This is a genomic window from Candidatus Eremiobacteraceae bacterium (assembly GCA_035295225.1).
Taxonomy (GTDB): domain Bacteria; phylum Vulcanimicrobiota; class Vulcanimicrobiia; order Eremiobacterales; family Eremiobacteraceae; genus JABCYQ01.
On sequence record DATGJI010000023.1, the window covers coordinates 48849 to 72773 of the forward strand.

General features: G+C 63.9%; 19 protein-coding genes. 5 read left to right on the forward strand and 14 right to left on the reverse strand.

Annotated elements, in window-relative coordinates; all coding sequences use genetic code 11:
- Positions 1 to 2: 2 nt before the first annotated feature.
- The 14 genes from lpxA to dnaA all read right to left on the reverse strand — a co-directional run bounded on the left by lpxA (position 3) and on the right by dnaA (position 20634).
- A complete protein-coding gene (lpxA, locus tag VKT51_03270) occupies positions 3 to 809 on the reverse strand; it encodes an acyl-ACP--UDP-N-acetylglucosamine O-acyltransferase (protein HLJ83183.1) in 807 nt (268 codons plus the stop codon).
- A gap of 13 nt (positions 810 to 822) precedes the next feature.
- Positions 823 to 1296, reverse strand: a complete 474-nt coding sequence (gene fabZ, locus VKT51_03275) for a 3-hydroxyacyl-ACP dehydratase FabZ (protein ID HLJ83184.1) — start codon at positions 1294 to 1296, stop codon at positions 823 to 825.
- A gap of 58 nt (positions 1297 to 1354) precedes the next feature.
- Entirely contained in the window at positions 1355 to 2236 is an 882-nt protein-coding gene (gene lpxC, locus VKT51_03280) for a UDP-3-O-acyl-N-acetylglucosamine deacetylase (GenBank protein HLJ83185.1), read from the reverse strand.
- Complete coding sequence (gene lpxD / locus VKT51_03285; protein ID HLJ83186.1) at positions 2211 to 3254, reverse strand: UDP-3-O-(3-hydroxymyristoyl)glucosamine N-acyltransferase; 1044 nt, start codon at positions 3252 to 3254, stop codon at positions 2211 to 2213. The genes lpxC and lpxD overlap by 26 nt, the downstream gene beginning before the upstream one ends.
- A gap of 14 nt (positions 3255 to 3268) precedes the next feature.
- Positions 3269 to 3691 (reverse strand): hypothetical protein, encoded by a 423-nt coding sequence (locus VKT51_03290; protein HLJ83187.1) that lies wholly within the window; start codon positions 3689 to 3691, stop codon positions 3269 to 3271.
- Positions 3692 to 5077, reverse strand: a complete 1386-nt coding sequence (locus VKT51_03295) for an OmpH family outer membrane protein (GenBank protein ID HLJ83188.1) — start codon at positions 5075 to 5077, stop codon at positions 3692 to 3694.
- A 2-nt stretch (positions 5078 to 5079) separates the two neighbouring features.
- Positions 5080 to 5877, reverse strand: a complete 798-nt coding sequence (locus VKT51_03300; GenBank protein HLJ83189.1) for an OmpH family outer membrane protein — start codon at positions 5875 to 5877, stop codon at positions 5080 to 5082.
- A 38-nt stretch (positions 5878 to 5915) separates the two neighbouring features.
- On the reverse strand, positions 5916 to 8150 hold the full coding sequence (locus VKT51_03305) for a POTRA domain-containing protein (GenBank protein HLJ83190.1): 2235 nt from the start codon (positions 8148 to 8150) through the stop codon (positions 5916 to 5918).
- A 201-nt stretch (positions 8151 to 8351) separates the two neighbouring features.
- A complete protein-coding gene (locus tag VKT51_03310) occupies positions 8352 to 13577 on the reverse strand; it encodes a translocation/assembly module TamB domain-containing protein (protein HLJ83191.1) in 5226 nt (1741 codons plus the stop codon).
- Positions 13578 to 13733: 156 nt separating this feature from the next.
- Positions 13734 to 15668 (reverse strand): DNA topoisomerase (ATP-hydrolyzing) subunit B, encoded by a 1935-nt coding sequence (gyrB, locus tag VKT51_03315; protein HLJ83192.1) that lies wholly within the window; start codon positions 15666 to 15668, stop codon positions 13734 to 13736.
- A gap of 62 nt (positions 15669 to 15730) precedes the next feature.
- Positions 15731 to 16663 (reverse strand): DUF721 domain-containing protein, encoded by a 933-nt coding sequence (locus tag VKT51_03320; protein HLJ83193.1) that lies wholly within the window; start codon positions 16661 to 16663, stop codon positions 15731 to 15733.
- Entirely contained in the window at positions 16660 to 17781 is a 1122-nt protein-coding gene (recF, locus tag VKT51_03325; GenBank protein HLJ83194.1) for a DNA replication and repair protein RecF, read from the reverse strand. The genes VKT51_03320 and recF overlap by 4 nt, the downstream gene beginning before the upstream one ends.
- A 5-nt stretch (positions 17782 to 17786) precedes the next feature.
- Positions 17787 to 18899, reverse strand: a complete 1113-nt coding sequence (dnaN, locus tag VKT51_03330) for a DNA polymerase III subunit beta (GenBank protein ID HLJ83195.1) — start codon at positions 18897 to 18899, stop codon at positions 17787 to 17789.
- A 334-nt stretch (positions 18900 to 19233) separates the two neighbouring features.
- Entirely contained in the window at positions 19234 to 20634 is a 1401-nt protein-coding gene (gene dnaA, locus VKT51_03335) for a chromosomal replication initiator protein DnaA (protein ID HLJ83196.1), read from the reverse strand.
- Positions 20635 to 21352: 718 nt separating this feature from the next.
- On the opposite strand from dnaA, the gene rpmH reads away from it, so the two are divergent.
- The 5 genes from rpmH to VKT51_03360 are packed head-to-tail and all read left to right on the forward strand — an operon-like array spanning position 21353 to position 23911.
- On the forward strand, positions 21353 to 21490 hold the full coding sequence (gene rpmH, locus VKT51_03340) for a 50S ribosomal protein L34 (GenBank protein HLJ83197.1): 138 nt from the start codon (positions 21353 to 21355) through the stop codon (positions 21488 to 21490).
- Between the two features lie 11 nt (positions 21491 to 21501).
- Positions 21502 to 21840 (forward strand): ribonuclease P protein component, encoded by a 339-nt coding sequence (gene rnpA / locus VKT51_03345; GenBank protein HLJ83198.1) that lies wholly within the window; start codon positions 21502 to 21504, stop codon positions 21838 to 21840.
- The gene (gene yidD / locus VKT51_03350; protein ID HLJ83199.1) at positions 21837 to 22049 is read left to right on the forward strand and encodes a membrane protein insertion efficiency factor YidD; all 213 of its coding nucleotides are present in this window, start codon (positions 21837 to 21839) and stop codon (positions 22047 to 22049) included. The genes rnpA and yidD overlap by 4 nt, the downstream gene beginning before the upstream one ends.
- A gap of 25 nt (positions 22050 to 22074) precedes the next feature.
- On the forward strand, positions 22075 to 22953 hold the full coding sequence (locus VKT51_03355) for a YidC/Oxa1 family membrane protein insertase (protein HLJ83200.1): 879 nt from the start codon (positions 22075 to 22077) through the stop codon (positions 22951 to 22953).
- 55 nt (positions 22954 to 23008) lie between these two features.
- Positions 23009 to 23911, forward strand: a complete 903-nt coding sequence (locus VKT51_03360; protein HLJ83201.1) for a R3H domain-containing nucleic acid-binding protein — start codon at positions 23009 to 23011, stop codon at positions 23909 to 23911.
- Positions 23912 to 23925 lie beyond the last annotated feature (14 nt).

The following is a 23925-nucleotide window of genomic DNA, read 5'->3' on the forward strand; positions in this document are numbered from 1 at the left end:
CTTCAGCGCTTGAGAACGCCGCGGTCGGAATCGTGCTCGAGGAAGCTGAGCAGTTCTTGGCCTTCGACCGACTGGGTCTGGCCGCGCAGCTGCTCTACTGCGGTTGCCAGCGTCATGTTCGGATGGCGCAGCAGACGGTACGCCTCTTTGAGTTCCGATACGACCTCGACCGCGACGCGCGCGCGCTCGAGACCCTTGAGATTGAGACTGCGCAGCGTCGCCGGATTGCCTTCCACGGTCGCGAACGGCAGCACGTCCTTCTTCACTTTGCTGTAGCCGCCGACCATTGCCATGCGCCCGATGCGCACGAATTGTTGGATGCCCGCCATGCCGCCGATATTCGCGCCGTCGCCGACGGCGACGTGTCCGGCAAGCTGACATAAGTTCGACATCACCACGCGGTTGCCGATGATGCAATTGTGCGCGATGTGCACGTATGCCAGGAGATGATTGTCGTCGCCCACCACGGTGGACGTGCCGGCTCCGGTGCCGCGGTTGATCGTGACGAATTCGCGGATCACGTTGCGGTCGCCGATGCGCACGTACGAGATCTCGCCGCGGAACTTCTTATCCTGCGACGTGCCGCCGATGACGGCGAACGGATAGATCTGGCAATCTTTGCCGATGTGCGTGTAGCCGTTGATGACGATGTTCGCGTAGAGTTTTGTGCCCGCGCCGATGTGCACGTTCTCGCCCACCAGACAATACGGACCGATCTCCACGCCGCGGCCCAACCGCGCCGACGGGTGCACGATCGCTGTCGGATGGATGTTGAGCGAGTAGATGTTCACGGACTCTGCTGGGCTCACGTGGCGGGCCTTCTCATTGGTGAAGAATCGATGCGTCGAGGCGGAAAAGCCTTGTGTCGGACACGATTGAGAACGCCAATTCGCCGGTGCAGACCGTCTGGTCGTCCACCCGCGCTTCTGCGCTCAGCCGTCCGATGTTTCGCCGCACCCAGAGCACGTTGACCTCCATGACGAGTTTATCCCCTGGCACGACCGGCCGGCGGAACTTCACTTTATCGACGCTCGCGAGGTAGGGGACGTTCGTGGTCTGGCTGTTCGGCTCGAGAATCGCGGTTCCGCCGAGCTGGGCCATCGCCTCGATGATGAGCACGCCCGGCATGACCGGGTTGTTCGGGAAGTGGCCTACGAAAAAGGGTTCGTTGAAGGTCACGTTCTTGAAACCGACCGCCCGCTTCTGCGGATCGAGCTCGGTGATGCGGTCGATCAGCAGCATCGGATAGCGATGCGGCAGGATCTCCATGATGGAGCGGATGTCTACGTAGGTCAATCAGGCCACCTCTGTTATGAGGCCGCCGCGATGTGCGGCCGCCGAACTCTCGCGCGCGCTAGACGATCGCGCGTGCACCGGCCACCGGCGCGAGCAGCTCGCGCACGGCGGCGACGTGCAGCGCATGACCGGACTTCATCGCGATCACTTCGAACTGCGGACGCATGCCGAGCAGCGCGAAGTCGCCGATGAGGTCGAGCACCTTATGTCGCACGATCTCATCCGGGAATCGCAGCGGGCCCATGTAGCCGTCGCTCTCGATGACCACTGCGTTGTCGAGCGAACCGCCTTGGGCCAATCCTTGCGCGTAAAGCCGGTCGATCTCCGCGCGGAATCCGAACGTGCGGTTCGGCGCGATCTCGCGGAAGAAATACTCCGGCGTGATCGGACCCGTCGAGATGAACTGTTTTCCGACCGGATGCGGAAACTCGACGTAGAACGACACCGCGAAATGCGGCGCGGGAACGATGACGAGCAACTTGTCGCCGTCGCGGATCCAGAGCGGCGCGCGAAGCTCGAGCACCCGGCGCGGCGTGCGCTGTTCGACGATGCCGACGGCAGCAATGGCGTGCGCGAAATCCAGCGCGCTCCCATCCATGATAGGCACTTCTTCGGCATCGAGCTTGATGACGGCGTTGTCCACGCCCATCCCGGCCAGCGCGGCGAGCACGTGTTCGACCGTGTTGACCTCGGCCGTCGCGGATCCTAACGTGGTGCACCGCACGGTGGAGCGTACGAACTGCGGCGCGGCCGGCAGTCGTGAATCGTCGGCGAGGATAAAGGAAAAGCCGGCATTGGCCGGCGCCGGAGCTACCGTGACATTGGTACGGCAGCCGGTGTGCAGACCGACGCCCGAGAGGACGAATTCGCGCGCTAGCGTCTGCTGGTATTCCACATCCACCACGCGAGCGAGCTTAGCGGTGTTTGCGTAGCTCCTCAACCGCATCTGTCAGCGCTCGCAACTGTTCGGCGAATTTAGGCAGTTTCCGCAGCATGACCTGCTGTTCCATCGTGGTGCGATGCGGCTGCGCTGGGAATCCGGAGACGCGCGAGTGCGGCGGAATCGAATGCGTCACACCCGCTTGCGCGAGAACGAGCGAGAACTCTCCGACTTCAAGGTGGCCCGCGATGCCGGCTTGCCCGGCTGCGACAACGCCGACACCGATCTTCGAACTTCCCGCGATGCCGACTTGTCCGCAGAGCGTGGCGTTCTCGCCCACTTGAACGTTGTGCCCGACCTGAACGAGGTTGTCGATCTTCGTGCCGTTGCCGATGACGGTCGAACCGGTGACGGCTCGGTCGATGCATGAGCACGCGCCGATCTCGACTCGATCGCCGACGACGACGTTGCCGATCTGCGGTATCTTGATCTGTTCTGCGCCGACGCGCACGTAACCAAATCCGTCGGCCCCGATGACGCAACACGAGTGAAGGATGCAGTCGTCGCCGATCACGCAATCATCGAGCACGACCGCGCGCGGATGGAGGAGCGTCCGCCGTCCGATGCGCGCGCGCTGACCCACGTACGCGCCCGCCAGCAGAATCGTGCCGTCTCCCAGGCTCGCCCCCTCCGCGACCACCGCGCCCGCGCCGATCCAGACGTCTTTGCCGCGGTTCACGCCCTGCGCGACGACGGCCGTGGGATGCGTGTGATCGCCCGACGGCAGCTGCGGGGCGAACAGTGTGAGAATGCGCGCGAGGGCGGCGCGCACGTCCGCCACAGCCAACAGCGCCTTCCCGTGTGTCTCCTGCGTGTCGAGATCTTGCGGCACGATGACTGCCGCCGCCGGCGACTCGAGCGCTTTGGTGAGCCAGCGACCATCGATCGCAAACGTGAGCGACGATCCGTCCGCATCATCGACCGATGCGACGTGGGAGATCGCGACTTCGCCGTCGCCTATGAGCCGCGCATCCGCGGCAGCGGCGAGTTCGGCGAGCCGGCGCGAGCCGTGCGTCACATCCGCCGACCTCGTTATTGGCTCGGGGAGGGCGACGTCGGTGCGATATGCAGAGCGGCCTGGACGTCGGACGTGATGTCGTCTCCGCCGTAGGCGATGCCTTGCCGCGTCACGACGAGCGAGTAGTGCTTGTCCGCGGCGATCTGCTTGACCGCCGCCTTGACGTCGTTCGTCACTTCCATCTGCCAGCGCGCGGATTGCTGATTGAGCTGCAGCAGCTCGCGCTGCTTGTCGGCCTGGCTCAGCTTGCTCGACTGGATCGCGTTGAGGTTCGCCTGCAGCTGGTTCTGGTAATTGATGAACTTCGGCCACGTGCTCTGGAGCACGGCGACGTTCACGAACGCCACGGTGGAGCGCGGGTGCAGCCCGCAACCGCTCAGACCGATGACGATGGCCACGGCGAGCACCGCTGCCCGCATGTATGTATGATTACGCATTCAACCCCCGGGAACCGGTGTAGGCGTCGCAGACGGTAGCCCAGCCGCCTCTTTCGCCACTTGGTCGGTAAGATCGACGGCGCTCCCGGCGCCGGCGATGGAACTGAACACGACGCCGATCCCGTCGCGATGCGCGACGTCCGCGACGAGCGTCTGGATCTGACGCACCATGCCGTCGTAGAGCTGTTGACGGGCTTGCGCCAGCGATTGCGCCTGCATCGCGAGCGCGACATTGTCCTGGAATTGCATGTGTGCGACGTCGCTGTATTTCGCGACGAGCGCCTTGCGCGTGGACTGGTACGAATTCAGCGCGGCCGTCGCATCCGCTTGGTAGCGGGCCATGATCTTCGTGTGTTCGTCCGCCAGCTGCGCCTGGACTTGCGGGTTATTGCCGAGCTTGGCGTTGGCGGCGTTCAACTGCGACTGGAATTGGCCGCCGAGCTTTTGCGCCTGGTCGCGAATCGTGGATTCCAGATCCGCTTGACGCGCGGCGAGCTTGGCGTTGGTGTCGTTTTCGGTCGCCTTTCGCTCCGTGTTGAAGCGAAGCTCGGCTTGCGCCTGCACGCTTTTCTCAAAAGCGGCGAGGGTGGACGCATCGGCGGATTTCTTCGCCGCGGCGAGCGTGGCTTCGCGGCTCTCCAATGCCTGGAGCTGCGCGCTATAGTTCTGACGGTCGGCCGGAGAGAGCGAGAGGTTGTCGAGCTTGGCCGTGAGATTCAGACGCTGATCCTGATCTTGGCGGGCGATCTGGATCTGATAGGCGGTCTCGGCTGACGAAAGCTGCGACTCTTCAGAGCGGATCTTCGCCTGCGCGTCGGCGCCGATCAACTGGCGTACGTGGGAGAGGTGTTCGGCATCTTGAGCGTAGAGCGAAGTCCGGTACGCGGCGAGCGTCGCGCGAGCATCGTTCTGCATGGCGGTGAGCTGCCGCGAGAAGTCGGCCTGCATGCCGCTCATGATCCCGCCCGGGCCTGCGTTGGGAATGCCGAGCGCCTTGGCGGTGATATCCGAATCGGCGCGCGCTTCTTCGTCGCGGAACGCTGCCTGCCGATCCGCGAGATCTTTCGTGTAGGCGGCCTCCGCGTCGGCCAGCTGCCGCTGCAGATCTGCCTGAGCCTGCACCTGGACGGGCGTGACGGGTTTGGGACCGACGACGGTGCTGGCGTTCAGTTCGGTGATCTGGTCCTGAAGCGACTGCAATTCCGCGTGCAGCGGATGCGCGGCTATGACTTTGTCGATGTCCACGTATCCGGCCGCAGTACCGCCGCCGCTCAATCCCGACGTGTTCACGCCCAAAAGTCCGCGCACGCCTTGTTCGCTCTTCGAAGCGCAGGCGGTAAGCGCGAACAGCGCGGCGCAGAGCAGCGCCGGACCGATCCGGTTCACGGCTATTGAAGCGCCTTCACGACATCGGCGGTGACGTCCGTGCCGCCGTAGATGCGGCTCGCCTGATCGACGACGAGCAGCAATCCCTTTTTCTTGGCGACGTCGGAGATAGCTTTGGTCGTCTGGTCGACCAGCGGCTGGATGACTTTCTTCTGATCGTCATTCAGCTTCTGATTGAACGTCTGGATGATCGCCGGCTTCTCGGCGTCGGTCTTGCCGGCGAGCGCCTGCGTCAGTTGAGCCTGGAGCTGCTGGCGATCTTGCATGAACGTATCGTTCGCGGCCTTCAGCTTCGGCAGCGCGTCGATCTGCTGCTGATCGACGAACCCGATCTCCGACGGCGAAGGCGAATTCACCGGCGGAACGATCGGCCCGGGCTGACTGATCGCGTCCGTGACGTCTTTAGTGATGTCCATGCCGCCGTAGATGACGATGGACTTGTCGACGACCACGTTGAGGCTCTTGTTCGCGGATACCTCGGCGATGGCGGTCTGCGCGCGAGCGAAAAGATTGTCGAAGATCTGATGCTGCTCGGCCACGACTTTCTGCTGGAACTGCGCCGAGATGGCTTGCTGATCCGCCGGATTCTTGCCGCGGATCGCAGCCTGATATTGCGCCGTCACCGATGCTTGATATTGCGTGAACTGCTGTCGCGCTGCTTGGAACTGCGGCAAGTCGCCGATGGCGCTCTGATCGACGAAACCGACATCCGAGATATCGGTGGCGAGCGCCTGCGGAGCGACGAACAGCGCGACGGCCGCCGCGATGCCGGCGGCGCAGACATACCGTAAGTGCGTCATACGTCTGTCAACCCATCCTTATGAGTGATTTGATGCGTTCAAAACGATTGGCTCAAGCCGAACGACACGTGATGGCCGCCCTGGCCGAAGGCGAAGTCGATCCGGATCGGCTGCGGCACGATCGGCGTTTGCACGCGGATTCCGAAACCGAAATCCATTTTCAAGTGGAACGGCGCCTCCACGTAGGTCGTCGTGGGAGTCAGCGGCGGTCCGGGCGGGCAGTGAGGTCCGCACGGCGGTATCGGCGTCGGCGACGGTGCCGGGCCGACCACCGGAGTCACATACGGTACGTCACCGGAGTCCGCGAAAAACGCGACGGTGAATTTCTTGTCTTGCGTGACCGGAATCCGCAATTCGGCTTGCCCCAAGACCTCGCGGTCGCCGTAGAATACGAACGTCGTATTGCGCAGCTGCTGATCGGTCAAGCTGAAGAGGTCGTTGTACGGCAGCGACGCGCCGCCGCTCGACCAGCCGTAGTTGAAGTGCAGCGCCAGCGTCGAGTGATGGCGGACCGGGAAGAACTTCGTGAGGTCGTAGTCCGTCTTCGTGTAGTTATAGTCGGATCCGAAGCTCTTCGACGACCACTCGGACGATATGCTCGAAGTGCCGCCGTAGCGCGGGCTGAGCGGGTCGTCACGATCGTCGCGGAACAGGCCTGCGTTGAAGGAGAACAAACGCGACGAACCCGGCCTTGCGGCGCCGCCGACGATGCCGCTCGATTGATTGGGCGAGACGAGCGCACCGCGCAAGTCGAGGAACTGTTGCGGAAAACCGCTCGCGCCGAAGGACTGTGAAAGCCGCGTCGCGCTGAACCCGTACGACATGCGTGTGTAGTCCGCGACCGGATGACCGAGCCCGATGGAAATGCCGGCTTGGCGCGTGCTGTACAGCGCGAACTGGCTCGTGCACGGTGTGGGTCCTGCGGCGCAAGGGCCGCCGGTCGTTCCGGGCGTGCCCGTCGTGGCTTGTGAAGCGGCGCCGAGCTGCGGCGTGATCGTGAAGAACGGATTGTTTCCGGGTTCTTTGTACACGGGGTACGGCTGCTGATCGACGACGTTGTTGAAAATGCTGAACGACGCAGAGTCCGGCTTGAACTTGTGCACGTACGGAACGCTCACGCTCAGCGAGACGTCGCTGATGTGCAGACCGCGCTGCAGGGAGATCTGCGCGCCGTTGCCCGTGCCGTTGATATTCGCTTCCGAATAACCGAGGTTGCCCGACAGACCTTGGCCGTATTGGCCGCCGCCGCCGTACGAGACGCCGACGCTTGCCGTGCCGGTGCGTTGTTCAACGACGGTCCAGACGAGCGTCACGTAGCCGCACTTGTTGCCGAACGGTTTGGTCGAAAGGTCGACCGATTTGAAGAACTGCGTGTTGTTGATGAGCTCGTAGTCGCGCTTGAGCCGCGACTCGGTGATGAGATCGTTCGGGCGCATGCGCAGCAGGCGCCGGATGACGTAGTCTTTCGTCTTCGAGTTGCCGGCGATCTCGATCGCGCCGACGCGCACTTCGCAGAGCGCAACGTCCACCGCGCCGGGCTTCGCCGGATCCGGTCCGGTGTTGTTGTCGAATGTGACGTTCAGACCGAGGTCGGTGTACAACTTCGAAATCGCCTGCAAGTCGGCATCGAATGTCTGCTGCGAGAACACGCTGCCCTGCTTGGTCTTCATCACGTTCAAGATCGCCGGCGGCGGCAGAACGGAATCACCGGTCAGAACGATCGCCGTGACGGTGACGCCTTCTTGTATGTCGAGCGTGACCGTGCCGCCCGGATTGATGGCGATGTTCTTGACGTGCCGCGTGCCGACGTAACCGAGCTTGTCGTAGTACGAATTGATCTTCGTGACGTCATCGCGCAGCGTGTTGGTGTTGAGCACGGCGCCGACGGTCGTATCCATGAGCGCGCTCAAGATGTCGTTCGAGACGTGCTGGTTGCCGTTGAAGACGATCTTCGACACGACGGGATTCTCGATGACGATGAAGTTCAGGCTGACGCCGCCCGGCGTGGGCCGGACGTCGCTCTTCACATCGGTGAAATAACCGAGGCTGAGAATAGCCGCTTGGTCCGCGGCGACCTGCTTAGGATCGAGCGGCAGGCCGGCTTGAGAGCGGACGACCGAGGCGATTCGGTCGATCGGCACGTGCGCGTTGCCGCGCACGTTGATCGCGGTGACTATCGGTTGGGGCGCTGCGGTGAGCAGTTGTGGAGCAGCGGCAAAGGCGACGACGGCGGCCAAGAGCGCGACGCCAGCGATTCGAAAGGCAAATGCCAAGGGTTATGCGCTCCTGAACGATGTGTCGGCGAGAGCATGGACGGCTTGACCGCCGCGATTGCAGCCGGTGATTCCACCGCCCATGGGAGCATGATGGCCGCGATTGCAAGCCGAAAGACTCGCGCCTTCGTTGGCATGGAGACGCTTGTTTTCCTCCATCGCAAGCGGTCTGACGCGTTCTCATGAACGTCTCAGACGACCTCAGCGAAACGTGAAACTCAAGTCCATCGTCGCGGTCGAAACGCCGGTCGGCGACTGTGTCTGCAGAAACTCTAAGGAGGTCGTGTCTCGCAAGAGATAGGCGACGCCGAACGATTGCGTCACAGGGAGTTTCACGGTCGAACGGTAGATGCCGTAGATCGTGGGCGTGAAGAGCTTGCGGATCTCGACCGCCGGTTGTCCGTTTTGATCGAAGATGAAGTTGATCTGCTCGATGTCCAGCGTTTCCGCGAGATACGACTCGAGCGGGAACAGCAAGCTGCGCGTCAGCTGGGCGTTGAAGTACGCCTGCGCTTCGCCCGTGAGCACAGCCTGCGCTTGCGACGGTGAGCTTGTCAACCCGGTCACGACCGATGCGTGCAGCAAGGTCGCTGCGATCTCGTCGCGCGTCATCGATGGATTGGACGACATGTCGGTGTTCAGGCGGTCCACGCGGCCGCTGATCGCGAGGGTGATCTGAGAACCGCCGGTGTTCGTCGTCGCCCGCACATCGAGCGAAGGCAAGAGACCTTGTGACGGATCGAACGTCACCGTGCCGTTGTCGATGCGGAAGACGGTATCGAAGTACGTCACTTGACCGCGCGTCGAGGAGAACGCGCCGTCGAGCGTCGGCGCGCTCAAGCGGCCGCCGATCGTCAGCTTGCCGGCGGCGGTGAGGTCGATCGCGCCGCCTTTGATGCGCACGCGCTTGCCCGCCGCTGCGGTGACGTTGAGGTGCATCGCAGGCAGCTCGAGTATGGATGGTTTGGGAGTTGCGGGCACGTCGCTCGGCACGAGATGAAATCCGCCGCCATAGATGCTGCCGGCATATGCCACCGTGCGGCCGGGAAGCGGCGCGGGAACGCCGGGCACCGGTCCGGGAGCGCTCTGCGTTGACGATCCTTGACCGAACGCGGTTGCAAGCGTGTAGATGGCCGAGAACGGCACGAGCGAATCGCTTGCCGTTATCGTGCCGTCGAGGTACGGATTCACGCCGGATTTGGTGAGACTGAAATCGCCGTTCAGCGTGCCGGAGATCCAACCCGGCACATCCACGTTCGCGCTGTTGAGCGCGATCGTTCCTGAATATTGGAAGCCCGGATTCGAGCGCAGTCCGAGGGCCGGCACGACGTGCGCCGACGCTTTAGCGACGACGTCGCCGGAGCCGAGGGAGCCGCGCAGGCGCGAGAGCGTGACCGTGTCCTGAGCAAGCGTCAGGTCTGCCGCCACATCGGTCATCGGCACGGTCTCAAACGCGGACCGCACCGACGCGCCGCGTAACGTCGCCGATCCGCCGAGCACGGGATTGCCTGCGTGCCCCGTAGCGGAGGCAGTCGCTTGGAGCGTGCCGGTCAGCGAAGCATAGCGATTCGTGAGCGGATCGAAAGCGGCGAGATCGACGTGGTCGGCGGTGAAACGCAGGTTGAGCGGTTTGTTCTTCGGCCCGAGCGCAAGCGGTTTGAGCTGCAGCGGCAGCGTCCCCGCGAGCGTGAGCGCACCGCGGTTTGATGCAAATGCAAGACGCGCGTCGCTCACGTCGAGTTCGCCCGGTTGAAAGTCGATGTTCGCGTTCACGCTGTCGTAGCGAACACCCAGAAGCGAGCCGGCGCTGCCGGCGACCACGGCTTGGACGCGCGGCTTGGAATACGTGCCGCCGACGCTCAGCGACATCTTCGCCGCGCCTTCGACGATGCCGGGATGCCCAAACGCCGACGCAACTTTCCCGAGATCTTGCGCATCGAGACCGGCCGACCCGACGATGCGGTCGCCCGGCCCGAATTGCGCCGATCCGGCGGCTTGCGCGAACGGCAACTGCACGCGCGCGTCGGTCAAGCCGAATGATTTCCCATCGCTCTCAAGCGAGCCGCTCAGCGTGTTGATCGCGAGCTTTCCGAGATGCCCGTCGCGCAATGCGAACGTCGCGATCGCGGATGGATGCGCGAGCTTGCCGCGCAGCTGGCCCGCTATGTCCAAACTGCCGGTCAAGCCGAGGTCTTCGTGTCGTATCAGCGGCATGACGATGCCGAGATCGACGCCCGTCGCGCCGCCGTGGACGTCGAATTCGGCACCAGTCAGGTCAGGCAATCCGGCGCGGCGAGACGAAAACGCTGCGCTGCCTGCCAGCTGCGCATTGTCGGCCGGCCCGCGTTGACGCATCGTCGCGAGCAGTTCGTTTTTCGAGCTTGCGAACGTCGCGTCCACCACGCCGAGCGGATAGCCCGCGAGGGCCGCGCCATTGAAGTCGACGCGTCCATTCGCCGCAACCATCTCCGGGTCAGACGTGAATGCGATGTTCCAGCTTCCGACGCCGTCGAGCGTGTCGTAGCCGTCGAAGAAATCGTTGAAGTCCGAAAGGTCGACGTGCGGACTCGTGGAGCGCACGTGCAGATCCGACGGAGAGATGTCGCCCGCCAGCGTGATGAGCGAAGACCCGAATTGCACCTGGCCGTTCTCAAGCGCGAGCATGCGGCGCTCGAGGTGGACGTCGCCGCGGAAATTCTTGAACGCGACGCCGCGTACCGTGCCGCCGTCCGAATAGATCTCGCCGTCGACGGACGGGGCGCCCAGCGTGCCGCGCAGTCGCATGGTCCCGCCGACAACGCCGGTCAGCGTCGCCGTGCGAGGTAAGTAACTGTTCAAGAGGCCGCCGAGATCGCCGACGCGCATCGTCGCGTGCACATCGAGCGGGTCGGACGCGACCGGCACGACGCCTTCGAGGCCGGCGATGCTTCCGTTCACTTCGACGCGGTTGCCGGCGTAGGCGACGCGGCCTGCGCGCGCCGTCAGCGTACCGCCGCCGTATTGCACGTCGACGTCACCCGAGATCGGCACGGCGTGGTAGCGGCCTCCGCTCACGGCCGCTTGCCCCGATGCGCGCAGCGCGTCAATCGACCCGCCGATCTGCGCGAACGCTGTGGCAGAACCCGCGGACAACGGCCCGCCGAGCGCCTGCAGCTGGCGCAGATCCAAGGCGTCGGCCCAAACGGCGAGCGTATCCGCGTTTGCGCCGCCGTGCGGAAGCGTGCCGGTCGCCGCGATCGCGCCGCCGGCCGCGTTTGCCGTCGCGGCAAAGACCTGCGTTGGAAGACCGCCGCCGCCGGTCATCGTCGCATCGAGCGCGCGCACGGGCACGCCGGCGATGGTGGCGTTCGCGCTGTTCGCATCGCCGCTCATCGTCCAGCGTCCGCCCGACATCACGCCGTTGAAATTGGCATTGCTGCGGCCGCGCGCACGCAGATTCGGCGGAAGGCCCGGCAGCGAAGCGATGTCCGTGGAGCCTGAGCCGCTCAGTGCGAGTGCATACTTTCCGTTGGATGGCGAAGCGGATGCAAATCCGCTCGATGCGAGCGTTCCATCCGGACCGTCGAACGACAGTCGCGCAACGCGAATCGATCCTGCCGATCCGGTCGCGATAGCCCGACCTTCACCAAGTCTGTAGCCGGCGACGACGAGACCGTTGGCCAAGAGATCGACGCCGAGGCGAGGTGCGGCCTCCGGACCATCGAGCCATGCGGCGCCGTCGAGCGTTGCGGCGATCGAGGGCAGAGCGATGGGAGCGCCGACGCCGGGAAGCGCGTACGAGCCTTCACGAAGATCGAGATCGATGCTGTGCGCGAGTGCGACGCCCTCGATCGATCGCTGCGCGTGCGGCGGTCTATCGATGCCGGCTTCGAGCACGAGCTCGCCACCCTTGGCGTTCACGATCGCGCCGGCCGAGAATCGCTCCGGTCCGGCGCGCACCACGCTGCGTATGCCGACGCCGTTGCCGCCCGTCACTTGTGCGTATCCCTCGCCGCTCAGACGAGCGAACGGACCGTTGAATGACGCGATCGCCGACGAATCTCCACCCGGATTGACATTGGCGACGAATGGGAGACCGGCCGCGGGCACGCGGCCGAACAGCGCGAGCAAGGTGGGCGATCCCTCTTGTGCGACCGCGATATCACCGCCGCCGTGAACGGTTCCGCTGTCGTACAGTCCGTCGATGGATGTGAGCGTGACGTGGCCGTGCGCGTAGTACATATCGCTCGCAAAATCGGTGAGAGCGATGTCTTGATACCACACCGAGTCCGGGGCGCGGAGAGCTGCGCGAGCGTGAACCTCGGACGGCGGCCCGGTGATGAAGACGTGGGCTGCGACGTCGCCGTGGAGCGGCAATTGGTTTGCGACCCTGAAGAGACGACGCGCGCGCGCAGCATCCGCTTCGAATGACGCGCCGATCGAGAGCGTCACGCCGCCGATCAAACGCAGGCCGCCGTCGACAGTCACAGGTATGCCGGCCGCCGTTCCGCTCATCTGCGTGAAGCTGAGCCGGCCTGCGTCGAAATGCAGCCGGCCGCTCACGTCTCGCAGCGGCACGTCGAGCGGAACGACCGTCAGCCGCGCGCCGTGCAGAGCGCCCTCACCGCTCAATCGCCACTGCGGACCGGCGGCCGGATCGTAACCCGCGTCAAACGCGCGCAGCTCCACGTCGGCGGTACCGGCATGGACCGCGAAGTCGCGCGACGAGACAATTCCGTCGACGATCGGTACGAAATCCAGATCCGGCGCGGCAAGCGACGCAAGCGCATATTGCGACCGGTCGTCTTCGACCAGCTTTCCGCTGATTCGCGTCAAGTGCGCCGGGGCAGCTGGGTCGAAGCCGTTGAAGAGCGCGCTCAGGTCGCCGTGCGTGTTTCTTCCTCTATCAATGTCGAATGTCGCGTTGACATCTGCTAGGTTGAACTTGCGTCCGCGCGGGTCCACAGAAGTCGGATCGGTAAAAACGAGGACGCCGCCCTGTACTTGCACGACGGCGCGCAGCGGCGGTCCGCTTTGTGCCGCCGGGCGAGCCGCAGCGGGGCCGGACGAGAGGAGCCGCGAGATGTTGAACGTGCCGTCGTCATACCGGATGACGTAGAGCGTCGGCCTTATCGCGATGAGGCTGCGCAACCCGTATGCGCGATCGCTGCGCGCGAACGGGCCGCCTCGGTCGTAGGTGACGATGATGTGCCCGGCCGAGAACAGTTTCGCGCCCGACTTGTCCGTTATGACCGCATCGTCGATCGTCGCCCGATCGGCACCGACGTCCATGGCACGAACATCGAGATGCAGGCCGCGCGTCGCGAGCGCGATTTGGAGCGCCATGCGCACCGCCGCCGACCGCGGAGCCTGCAGGCCGATCGTGAGCGCGACGACGAGCACGATCGCCGTTGCGATCGCCGCGAGTCTTCGAAGCCTGCTGCGCACGTGACCCTTCTTCCCTTGTCGGGAGCGGGTATCATGGCAAGCAGCAATTGTTGCTTCAATTGAAAGAGCCGACTGAAGACGAAGAGCCGACTGAAGGGGCCGACGCTAGTCGGCCCTTGAGCTCATATCCTCCGCGTGCTGCGGGCGTGCGTCACATCACACGTCGAGGTTGACGACGTCGCGAGCGTTTTCGGCGATGAACAGCTTGCGCGGCTCGACCTTCTCACCCATGAGGATGGTGAACATCTCGTCGGCCGCCACGGCGTCGTCGAGCAGCACTTTGCGCACGATTCGCGCTTCAGGGTCCATCGTCGTCTCCCAGAGCTGCTCCGGATCCATCTCGCCTAGACCTTTGTATTGCTGGATCGAGCAGCCGTCGCCGGCCTGCGCCAGGACGGCGTCGCGCTCTTCGTCGCGATAGCAATACCAGAACTTCTTACCCTTGCGTACCTGGTAGAGCGGCGGCTGGGCGATGAACAGATGACCGAGTTCGATCAGTTTCGGCATATAACGGAAGAAGAACGTCAGCAGCAGCGTGCGGATGTGCGCTCCGTCCACGTCGGCGTCGGTCATGATATAGATGCGATGGTAGCGCAATTTTGAGGCGTCGAAATCTTCGTGGAAACCTGTGCCGAGGGCCGTGATGAGCGTGCGGATCTCTTCATGGCTGACGATCTTGTCGAGGCGCGCCTTTTCGACGTTGAGGATCTTGCCTTTCAGCGGCAAGATCGCTTGGAAGTGTCGATCGCGGCCGAGCTTCGCGCTGCCGCCGGCCGATTCGCCCTCGACGAGAAAGATCTCGCTCTTGGCTGGATCCCGCTCCGAACAATCGGCGAGTTTGCCGGGCAGCGAGCCGCCGTCCAGCGCGTTCTTGCGCCGCGCGAGATCGCGCGCCTTGCGGGCCGCTTCGCGCGCGCGCGACGCGTTGACGCATTTCTCGATGATGCGGCGCGCGGGGCCCGGATTCTCCTCAAGATAGTAGCCGAGGGCTTCGCCGACGATCTCGCTGACCACGCCGTGCGCTTCGGCGCTGCCGAGCTTAGCCTTGGTCTGCCCTTCGAATTCCGGGTTGGGGATCTTCACGGAGATGACTGCCGTGAGACCTTCGCGCAGGTCTTCGCCGGTGAGGTTGCCTTCGGCATCCTTGAGCATGCCGGACTTCTTCGCATAGCTGTTGAGCACGCGCGTCAGTGCCGATCGGAACCCGGCTAAGTGCGTGCCGCCGTCGACCGTATGGATGTTGTTCGCATACGCGAGGACGTTTTCGATATAGCCGTCGTTGTATTGGAGCGCGGCTTCGACCTGGATGTGCTGCTTTTCGCCCGTCATGTAACGGACGTCGTGCAGGGGCTCTTTGTTCTTGTTGAGCTGCTCGACAAAGCTCTTGATGCCGCCTTCGTAACAGAAATTCTGCTTCTTGTCATTGCGTTCATCGCTGAGGTTGATGCGCAGACCGCGATTGAGGAACGCCAGCTCGCGAAGACGCTGCTGCAGGATGTCGAACGAGAACTCGAGTGTCGAGAAGATCTCGCTGTCGGGCTTGAACGATTGCACGGTGCCGGTGCCGTCGGCGACACCGACGACTTTCATCTTGCCGGCCGGCACGCCGCGAACGAAACGCTGCTCGTAGATCTTCTCATCGCGCATGACGCGAGTGACCATCCACTCCGACAGCGCGTTGGTGACCGATATCCCCACGCCGTGCAGACCGCCCGAAACTTTGTAACCCAAGCCTTCGAACTTGCCGCCGGCGTGCAGCACCGTCATGACCACTTCGAGCGCGGGCTTGCCCTCAGACGGGATGACGTCCACGGGAATGCCGCGGCCGTCGTCTGCGACCGAAGCCGAGCCGTCTTTGTGGAGCGTGACGTCAATCTGCCGGCAATAGCCTGCGAGCGCTTCGTCTACGGCGTTGTCGACGGCTTCGAACACGATCTGATGCAAGCCGCGCACGCTCGTGTCGCCGATGTACATGCCCGGCCGTCTGCGGACGCCCTCAAGACCTTTGAGGACTTTGATCTGTTGAGCGCCGTACTCGTTCGAATCGCCGCCGCTCTGCTGTGAATCGCCTTTGTTGTCTTTTTTGGCCAATACGAAATCCTCATGGCGCGAATACGTGTGAATCAGCGTGTGCGCGCTATTTTTTTATTCTCTCACGGCGCTGCGCGCGCCTCTCGTCGAGGTGCCTTTGCGCGCAGTCCAAGCGCGTCCGCCCACATCTCGTCGAGCACGTCGGCGACGACTGCGCGCGGCACCGCGCGCTTGGGTTTGCGTGCGATCAACATGACGTATGTCCATGCGGCGACGCGGTCGGCCGCTTCAAGCGTTCCTCGCCGTAAGCGCCGGCGCGCGCCGTCCAACTGGACTTCGAGTTGTGCAAGCACGCGGCGCCGCACGCGTTCGTATGCGGCACGATCGGCACCGGAAATGTTCGCGATGAACTCGCGCGGTGTCTGCCACGGTGCGTCGGCGAGTGCGCGCGCGAGCGCTCGATCCGACGACTGCCGTTCCTCCTCGGCGCACCGCACGCATCGCCGATCGCTCGCGGTCTGGAGAGGCGTCCACGCGCCGCAGGCAGTGCATCGGGTCCATCCTTCTCGCGCGCGCCGAACGTCCAGCGCGTGCTGTCGAGCGCGCAGCCGTGCGACGATCGCGATCAGACCTTGCTCGGATCCCGCATCCCATGGCGCGTCAGCGCCGTCAATCGCTTCCTCTTCTTGTTCGCGCGTTCGCACCGAGCGTTCGGTGCGCGATGGGCGCGGTACCGCGCCGTCTAGCAGGCGCTTTGTGCGGCCGCTCGCGACCGAGAACCGCACGCGCGTGATGCCGGCGTGGGGAACGATCGACTGCAGATTCGCGAGTATGGACGTTTCGAGGAACGAGAGCTCATTGCTCCACGCACTGCCGGCCGTCCAGATGGTCAAGATCCCGTTGCGCACTCCGGCAGGCCGCGTGCGCACCGCGACGGCCGGGCCGACGACGTCGGCCCACGCCGCAGCGATGGCGCCGGCGCTATCTGCCGTCTCGCTTGTGCGGCCCGGCTTCCATGCGGCGACAAGCGTCCGCAGACGCACGGGTCCGCTCATGCGTGCGCCGCGTTTTCCATTTCGAGCGATCCTGCGCGGACGTGGACGACTTCGCCGCGCAGACTCGCGGGCATGTCCGGAACGTCGGTGGACGTGATGAATGCTTGGTCGAAATCCCCGAGGCTGTTCAGAAACGCGTGACGCCGCTCGCGATCGAGTTCGGACAGCACGTCGTCCAGCAAAAGGATCGGCGGTTCTCCGGCAGCCGCATGCAGCGACGCGTATTCTGCCGCTTTCAGCGCCAAAACCGCCGTGCGCTGCTGGCCCTGCGAACCGAATCGCGCGAGCGCAAGACCGCCCAGCGTGAGCGCGAGGTCGTCTCGATGCGGGCCATACAGCGCGCTGCGCCGCTTGATCTCAAGCGACTGGTTCGCATCGAGCGCAGCGCGCAGCGCTTGCTCTACCGCCTCCGGCGTCTCTTCGGTCAGCGCGGGCGACGGCCGGTAGGCGACGTCGAATTCCGGCGAGGCGCCGACCCAGCGCGCATGCGCGGCGGCGGCCTCGGCCGCGAGCCTGCGCACGTAGGCGGCGCGCGCGCAAGCGATGCGGCCGCCGCTGACCGCCATCTGCTCGTTATACGTGAGCAGTAGGTCGCGATCGGGAGCGCCGTTCGCACGAAGCAGCGCGTTCTTCTGCGTTACGACGGCGCCGTATGCTGCGAGGTCGCGATAATACGACCGGCTGCTTTGCGCAAGTCCGGCGTTGAGAAGGCGGCGCCGAATTCCCGCCGGACCGATCACGAGCTGCAGATCCAGCGGGATGAACGTCACCGCCATCACGCCGCCCAGAAATTGCCCGTACGGTACCGCGCGGCCATTTCGGAAGAAGCGCTTGCGGGCTCCCTCGCCCGCCCGCGCGACGATGCACGCGGCTTGGATCTCGCCGTGTCGCGTGGACACGCGCGCCGAGACGCTCGCGGCCGGCGCATCGTCGCGAACGAGGTCCGCTTCGCGGGTGGCGCGGAACGATTTTCCGGTGGCGAGCAGCGCGAGCGCTTCCAGGAGATTCGATTTGCCTTGCGCGTTATCGCCGATGAAGACACATGCGCCGCTCGGCGGCGTGAAGCGCAGAGCGGCGTAGTTGCGGAACTGGTCGAGCTCGAGCGACAGGACGCGCACGGGCGCTACTGGCGCAGCGGCATCAAGATGAAGAGCTGCCGCGCGGCATTGTCACCTTCGTTCGGCCGGATGGCTGTGGGCTGCAGAGCGCCGACGAACTCGAGCGCCACGGTATCCGAGGTGACGTGATTCAAGATCTCCACCAGATACTTCGCGTTGAACGCGATCGTCAGCGGGTCGCCGGTGCGCTCGACATCCAATTCTTCATAGGCGTTGCCGGTGGTATCCGAAGCCGCGGTGATGACAAGGCTCGTGCCTTCCATCGCGAGCTTCACCATGCTGGCGCGCTCGCCCGCGACCACTTCGGCGCGGCGCAGACCGGCGAGCAGTTTTGCAGTGCTGGCGATGACCTTGCGCTCGAACTCTTTTGGGATGACCTGCTGGTAGTTCGGATACGGCCCGTCGACGAGACGCGCGATGATCTTCGCGTCGCCGGTGTTGAACACGAGCTGGTTCGCTTGGCCGCCAAGCGCCGTCACTTCCACCACGCCGCTGCCTGCCGCCCTCACCACCTCTCCGAGCGCTCGCGCGGGCACGATATATTTCGCACCGGCCCGGACTTTCTCGGTGAGCGCCGCTTCGTGGCGAGCGAGGCGGTAGCCGTCGGTGGCGACCATGGTCAGCTTCTGGTCCTCGATCTCGAGCAGCGCGCCCATGAGAACGGCGCCGCGCGCCTCCTCGCTCGACGCAGCAAACGTCACCGCACCGACGGCTTCGCGGAGCACTTTTGCGTCTATGCGGAATTGATCGCCCGACTTGCCTTCCGGCAACGGTGGGAATTCTTCCGCCGGCAGCGCGACGAATTCGTACTTCGAGCGGTCGCAGGTGACCGTCGCGCGGCTCGCCGTGCCGCGCATGACGAGCTCCGCGGCCGGCAGATTCGCGAGGTAGCCTGAGAACAAGCGCGCTCCGACGGTGCATGCGCCTTCTTCGCTCACCTCTGCGCTGAAATTATTCTCGAGTGTGAGTTCGAGATCGGTGGCGCGCACGTTGACGCGGCCTTTGCCGGCGGTGAGCAGGACGTTGCCCAAGATCGGCATCGTCGTGTGCGCGTTGACGACTTTCACGGCCGCGGCAACGGCCCCGGCTATGTCCTTCGTGTTGCAGGTGAACTTCATGCTTGCTCCGGGCAGCAGGACGCCTCAAGCGTCCTTTCGGTGTTGCGCAATCTTAGTCTGCGTTGCGCGGATTCGTCGCGCTGTCGTCAACTCCCGCGTCCACAGATCGGCCTAGGGCCGCGGGGAACTGTTAGATATCTTTATGATCGGTCGTCGTCATCGTAGTGGTGTGGACGCTGTGGAGTTCGTCTGTATGCCAGACGCGGCACACGGTTGCGGTGTGCGTTGCGGTGTGGATGGTGTGCGCGATCTATCCACGCCGCTCACAGAGGGACCACCTTCACGGCACGCGGGCTAGCGCAGTCCACATCATTCGCAGACCATCCACCGGGCGTCATCCTTCTTGCGTGATCGTGGTCTGGACCGAGCGCACTTTGCTGCGGAATTCGGGGTCGCGATCCTGCTGCTGTTTCACCTTGTCGCGCGCGTACATCACCGTTGTGTGGTCTTTCTTGCCGAACTCGCGCGCGATCTGCGGCAGCGATGCGTTGGTCAATTCGCAGGCCAGATACATCGCGATTTGGCGCGGCACCGTCAAGCGCTGATCGCGCCGTTGACCTTCGAGCTCTTTGACCGTGATGCCGTGGAAGCGCGCCACTTTCTCTTTGATCAACGAGATCGTCACCTTGCGCAGCGGGACCTCGTTGATCTCGTTGCGCAGCACTTCGGTGGCGAGCTCGACCGTGATCTGCTTCTTATAGAGCGATGCATACGCGGTCAGCTTTATGAGCGCGCCTTCGAGCTGGCGGATGTTCAAGGGAATGATCTTCGCGATATACGACGTCACTTCGTGCGGCACGTCGATGCCGTCGCTCTCCGCCTTCTTACGCAGGATCGCTTCGCGCGTCTCGAGGTCGGGCGATTGGATATCGGTGAGCAGTCCCCACTCGAAACGCGAGCGCAGCCGGTTCTCAAGCGTCTGGATATCCTTCGGCGGACGATCGCTCGAGATGACGAGTTGACGCTGCGCCTCGTGCAGCGTGTTGAAGGTATGGAAGAACTCTTCTTGCGTCTGCTCTTTGCCCTCGAGAAATTGGATGTCGTCGATCAGGAGCACGTCGACCGTGCGATAGCGATTGCGGAATTCAACGGTCTGATTGTTCTTGATCGCGGTGATGAACTCGTTGGTGAACGTCTCTGACGAGACGTAGACCACGCGCGCACGCGGATCCGATTCGAACGCCTTGTGGCCGATCGCATGCATGAGATGTGTTTTGCCCAGACCGACCGCGCCGTAGATGAAGAGCGGATTGTAGGCGCGGGCCGGCGCGTCGGCGACCGCTTGCGCCGCAGCGTGCGCGAACCGATTGGTCGCGCCGACGACGAATTGTTCAAATGTGTAGCGCGGGTTCAGACCCGTGTGCCGGAACTCGTCGGGGCTGCGAAACGCCGGCGGGGCAGCCGGCAAAATCGCTCCGTTATCCGGGACAGCATCGGGGGGAAGCGTCCGCGGATCCGCTTCCTCGCTGGGACCGTCGATCACAAAGCGGATGCTGATCGGCGCGCCGAGCGTTTCTGCCAAAGCCGCGGAAATGGTGCCCTTGAAGCGGTTTTCGGCCCAATCCTTTGCGAACTGATTCTGCACGCTCAGCGTGATCTCGTCGGTCGACAGCCTCAGCACGCGCATCGGCTTTATCCACGTCTCGAAGATGGGTTTCGTGAACCGCGATTCAAGGCCCACAAGAGTTGTCTGCCAGAGATATTCTTCGTTCGTGATGACCGCGCTTGAGTTCATCGTGACATCCTTCGAAATTCAAATGCGTCCGCAGGCCCGGCCTTGAAACCGGAGAGCCCGCGGTCGGCGCGATTTAATGGCCGCAAACCCTTATTCCTCCAGGGTTTGCGCGATTTACTTATACACATATACACAGCGAAATCACCAAACGTGTGGATAGTCTCCGGCCTGCGGCGATTGATGCCATGCGACGTAAGGCTTTGCCGTCTCTGACGCGCGCCGCGCGAACCGAAAGCGCGCATTTTTGACGAGCCCTGCAGCTGCCCTAAGCGGACTCCGAGCCGCGGCGCAGGCAGTGGCGACGGGCGTTGCGGCTCGCCGGTCAAGTTATCCACAATCTCATCCACAGGTGTGAATAACGCTCCGTCTCGTTCTTGTGAATGGCCGCTAAGTGCCGCAGGTATTGAGTTTGCGGCTCCGCAGACGAATTCTGAATATTGCGGCCCATGCACCGCCTGTCCACCGGGCTGCGGCCGCTCTCGACATTTGCCTCAGGCGCAGACGGTTGGGCTTCGCTTCCGCCTGCACCGCGTCCCACCGCCGCCGCAGGCGCCTTCGCCCGCCGCGCCGTACCATTCTTGACCGTGGCCCCCGGCCGGGCGTAAAATAAGAGACTATCAATCATTCATTCGGCGGTGCCGCCATCGTGGGCGGCACTCATCATGTTCGCGGCCAGAATCCCGCGACACCGCAATACCATTAGGAGCTCCGCCGTCCAGTGAAACGCACTTTTCAACCGCACAACCGGCGCCGCAAGCGCACGCATGGCTTTCGCGAACGCATGTCCACCAAGAACGGGCGCCGCGTCTTGTCGGCGCGACGGCGCAAAGGCCGCAAGCGCCTGACCCCCGACTAGCGATCTCCAAGGTGCCCTCGTTCGACAGCCTCAAGGGCCGCCGTGAGTTCACGCTCGTGATGCGAAAAGGCCGCATCGCGTCGGCGCGCGCTCTGACCGTCTATGCATTTGCGCCGCGAGGTCGCGCACGCGCGACGGTGCCGAAGCTCGGCGTCGTCATCACGAAAAAAGTCGGCAACGCGGTCGTGCGCAACCTGCTCCGCCGCCGGTGCAAGGCGCTGTTCGCAAGTTTTGCGTCGTCGGCCGATCCGCGCTGGTTTCTCGTGCAGTGCAAACCGGAGGCCGCTCGCGTGCCGTTCGCCGCACTGCGCGAACAGCTCATGCCTGCGCTCAAGGCAGCCGCATCGTGATCGCATCGCTGCTCATCGCGCTGCTGCGCGCATATCAACGCATCATCGCACCGCTGCTGCCGCAGGCATGCCGCTTCCATCCTACATGTTCGACGTACGCTGTGGAGGCGATCCGGCGACATGGTGCGCTGCGCGGTCTTGGTCTGACGCTCGCGCGGCTTGGACGCTGTGGGCCGTGGCACGCCGGCGGCCTCGACCCCGTGCCGTGACGCTGAAAGGACACCGGCGACCGAATTGTTCCATCTGATCCCGCTCTTGGCAGTGTTCGCCAATCCGTTCACCGACCTCATCGACCTGCTCGGCACGGGTTTCAACGACGTGCTGCAGTGGATCAACACCGCCGTGACGCACAACTACGGCTGGTCGATGATCGTGCTCGCGTTCGTGGTGAACGTGCTGCTCGTGCCGCTCACGCTTCAACGTTTACGCAACATGCAAGAGATGCAGGCGCTGGCGCCCTACCTCAAGCGGATTCAGACGAAGTACAAGAACGACAAACAGAAGCTCGGCGAAGAGACGATGAAGCTCTATCGCGAGCATGGCGTCAACATGTTCGGCGGCTGCCTGCCGACGCTGTTGCAGATGCCGGTGTTGTTCGGCGTCTACAACGCCATCAACCGCAACAACGACAATTTCCAGCACGCGACATGGTTGTGGATCGGCTCGTCGCTCTCGCATTCGTTCCCGCAGATACTCGCTCAGAATCTGTATCTGCCCGACATGGCGCTGCTGTTGCTGTACGCCGTGTCGATGTATTTTTCGGTGAAACTCACGACGAATGCCGGCATGATGGACGAGCAGCAGCAGCAGATGATGAACACGCAAGCGATGATCATGCCGGTCATCCTGTTCTGGATCGGACGGACGTGGCATTCGGCGTTCATCTTATACTGGCTGGCCTATAACGTGCTGTCCGTCGCGCAGACCGTGCTCTTCATGCGCTGGAATCCATCGCGCATTCCCAAGCCCGTCGAAGAGACGGAAGCCATGAAACTCGGTTACCCGCACGACTGCCCGTCGTGCAGCGAAACGCTGGTTCTCGTCAACAACAACAAATGTCAGAAATGCGGTACCAAGGTGAAGAAGATGCAGCCGAAAGCGACGACTGCCTGACGTTTCCTAAAGTCATTGGAATCGCTCGCCGGCCGGCGCGCGGGGAGAGGGCAAAATGAGCGGATTTGATTCACGGTACGAGGGCGGTCGCGGCGCCGGCCGCTCGGATCGCGGCGAACGCGGCGGCGGATATGGATCGGGCGGATACGGACACGGCGCCGGCCGGCCTGACCGCGGCGGATTCGGTCGCGGTCCCGGTCGCGGCAGCGGCGGGTTCCATCGCCGCCGTGAAGAGTGCCCACAAGATCTGCGCGCGCCCTTCAAAGATGCGCGCGATTTTCTCGCCGGCCTCATCCACACGTTCGGCTTGCCTGCGCGTCTTTCGTACGGCGGCATCGAGCAGGCTCGCGACGGCAGACAGATCGTCATCGACGTGCGCGGAGTCCGAGATCGGCCCGCGCGCGGCTACGATCGCGACGACGAGCGCGACGATGAACTCGGACTGCTCATCGGCAAACGCGGCAACATGCTCGATGCGCTCACCGTCGTCACCAATGCCGTGATGCATCGCGAAGGCGATCGCGACGTCTTCTTCGCAGTGGACGTCGAAGGCTATCGGGCGCGGCGCCGTGCGACGCTCCGAAGCATCGCTCTGCGCGCGGCGGACCGCGTGCTGCAGGAAGGTGTCGAAGTCGAACTCGAGCCGATGCCGCCTTCGGAGCGTCGCATCGTGCACATGGCGCTCGCAGCGCATCGTGACGTGGAGACGGAGAGCACGGGTGCCGGCCTCGACCGGCGCGTCGTGATCTTGGCAAGACGAGCCGGCCGCGCGGAGAGCGCGGGCGACAACCGCAATGGCCGCGACCGCAACGGACGCGACCGCGCTGGCGCAGATCGCGACGGCCGGGAGCGAGCGCCCGCGCGAGGGCGGGGCCGCGGACCGGACATCGATCGAGCGCGCGATACCGATCGCCCGATCGGCGACGACTATCCGCGCGACGACCGCTACGTCGATTGACGGTTTCTCCGACA

What these genes read in the sequence shown, in the direction of transcription:
- dnaN (HLJ83195.1), bottom strand. Translation starts at nt 18,899, where the DNA reads ATGAAGTTCACCTGCAACACGAAGGACATAGCCGGGGCCGTTGCCGCG.
- VKT51_03290 (HLJ83187.1), bottom strand. Translation starts at nt 3,691, where the DNA reads ATGCGTAATCATACATACATGCGGGCAGCGGTGCTCGCCGTGGCCATC.
- VKT51_03360 (HLJ83201.1), top strand. Translation starts at nt 23,009, where the DNA reads ATGAGCGGATTTGATTCACGGTACGAGGGCGGTCGCGGCGCCGGCCGC.
- VKT51_03320 (HLJ83193.1), bottom strand. Translation starts at nt 16,663, where the DNA reads ATGAGCGGACCCGTGCGTCTGCGGACGCTTGTCGCCGCATGGAAGCCG.
- VKT51_03300 (HLJ83189.1), bottom strand. Translation starts at nt 5,877, where the DNA reads ATGACGCACTTACGGTATGTCTGCGCCGCCGGCATCGCGGCGGCCGTC.
- dnaA (HLJ83196.1), bottom strand. Translation starts at nt 20,634, where the DNA reads ATGAACTCAAGCGCGGTCATCACGAACGAAGAATATCTCTGGCAGACA.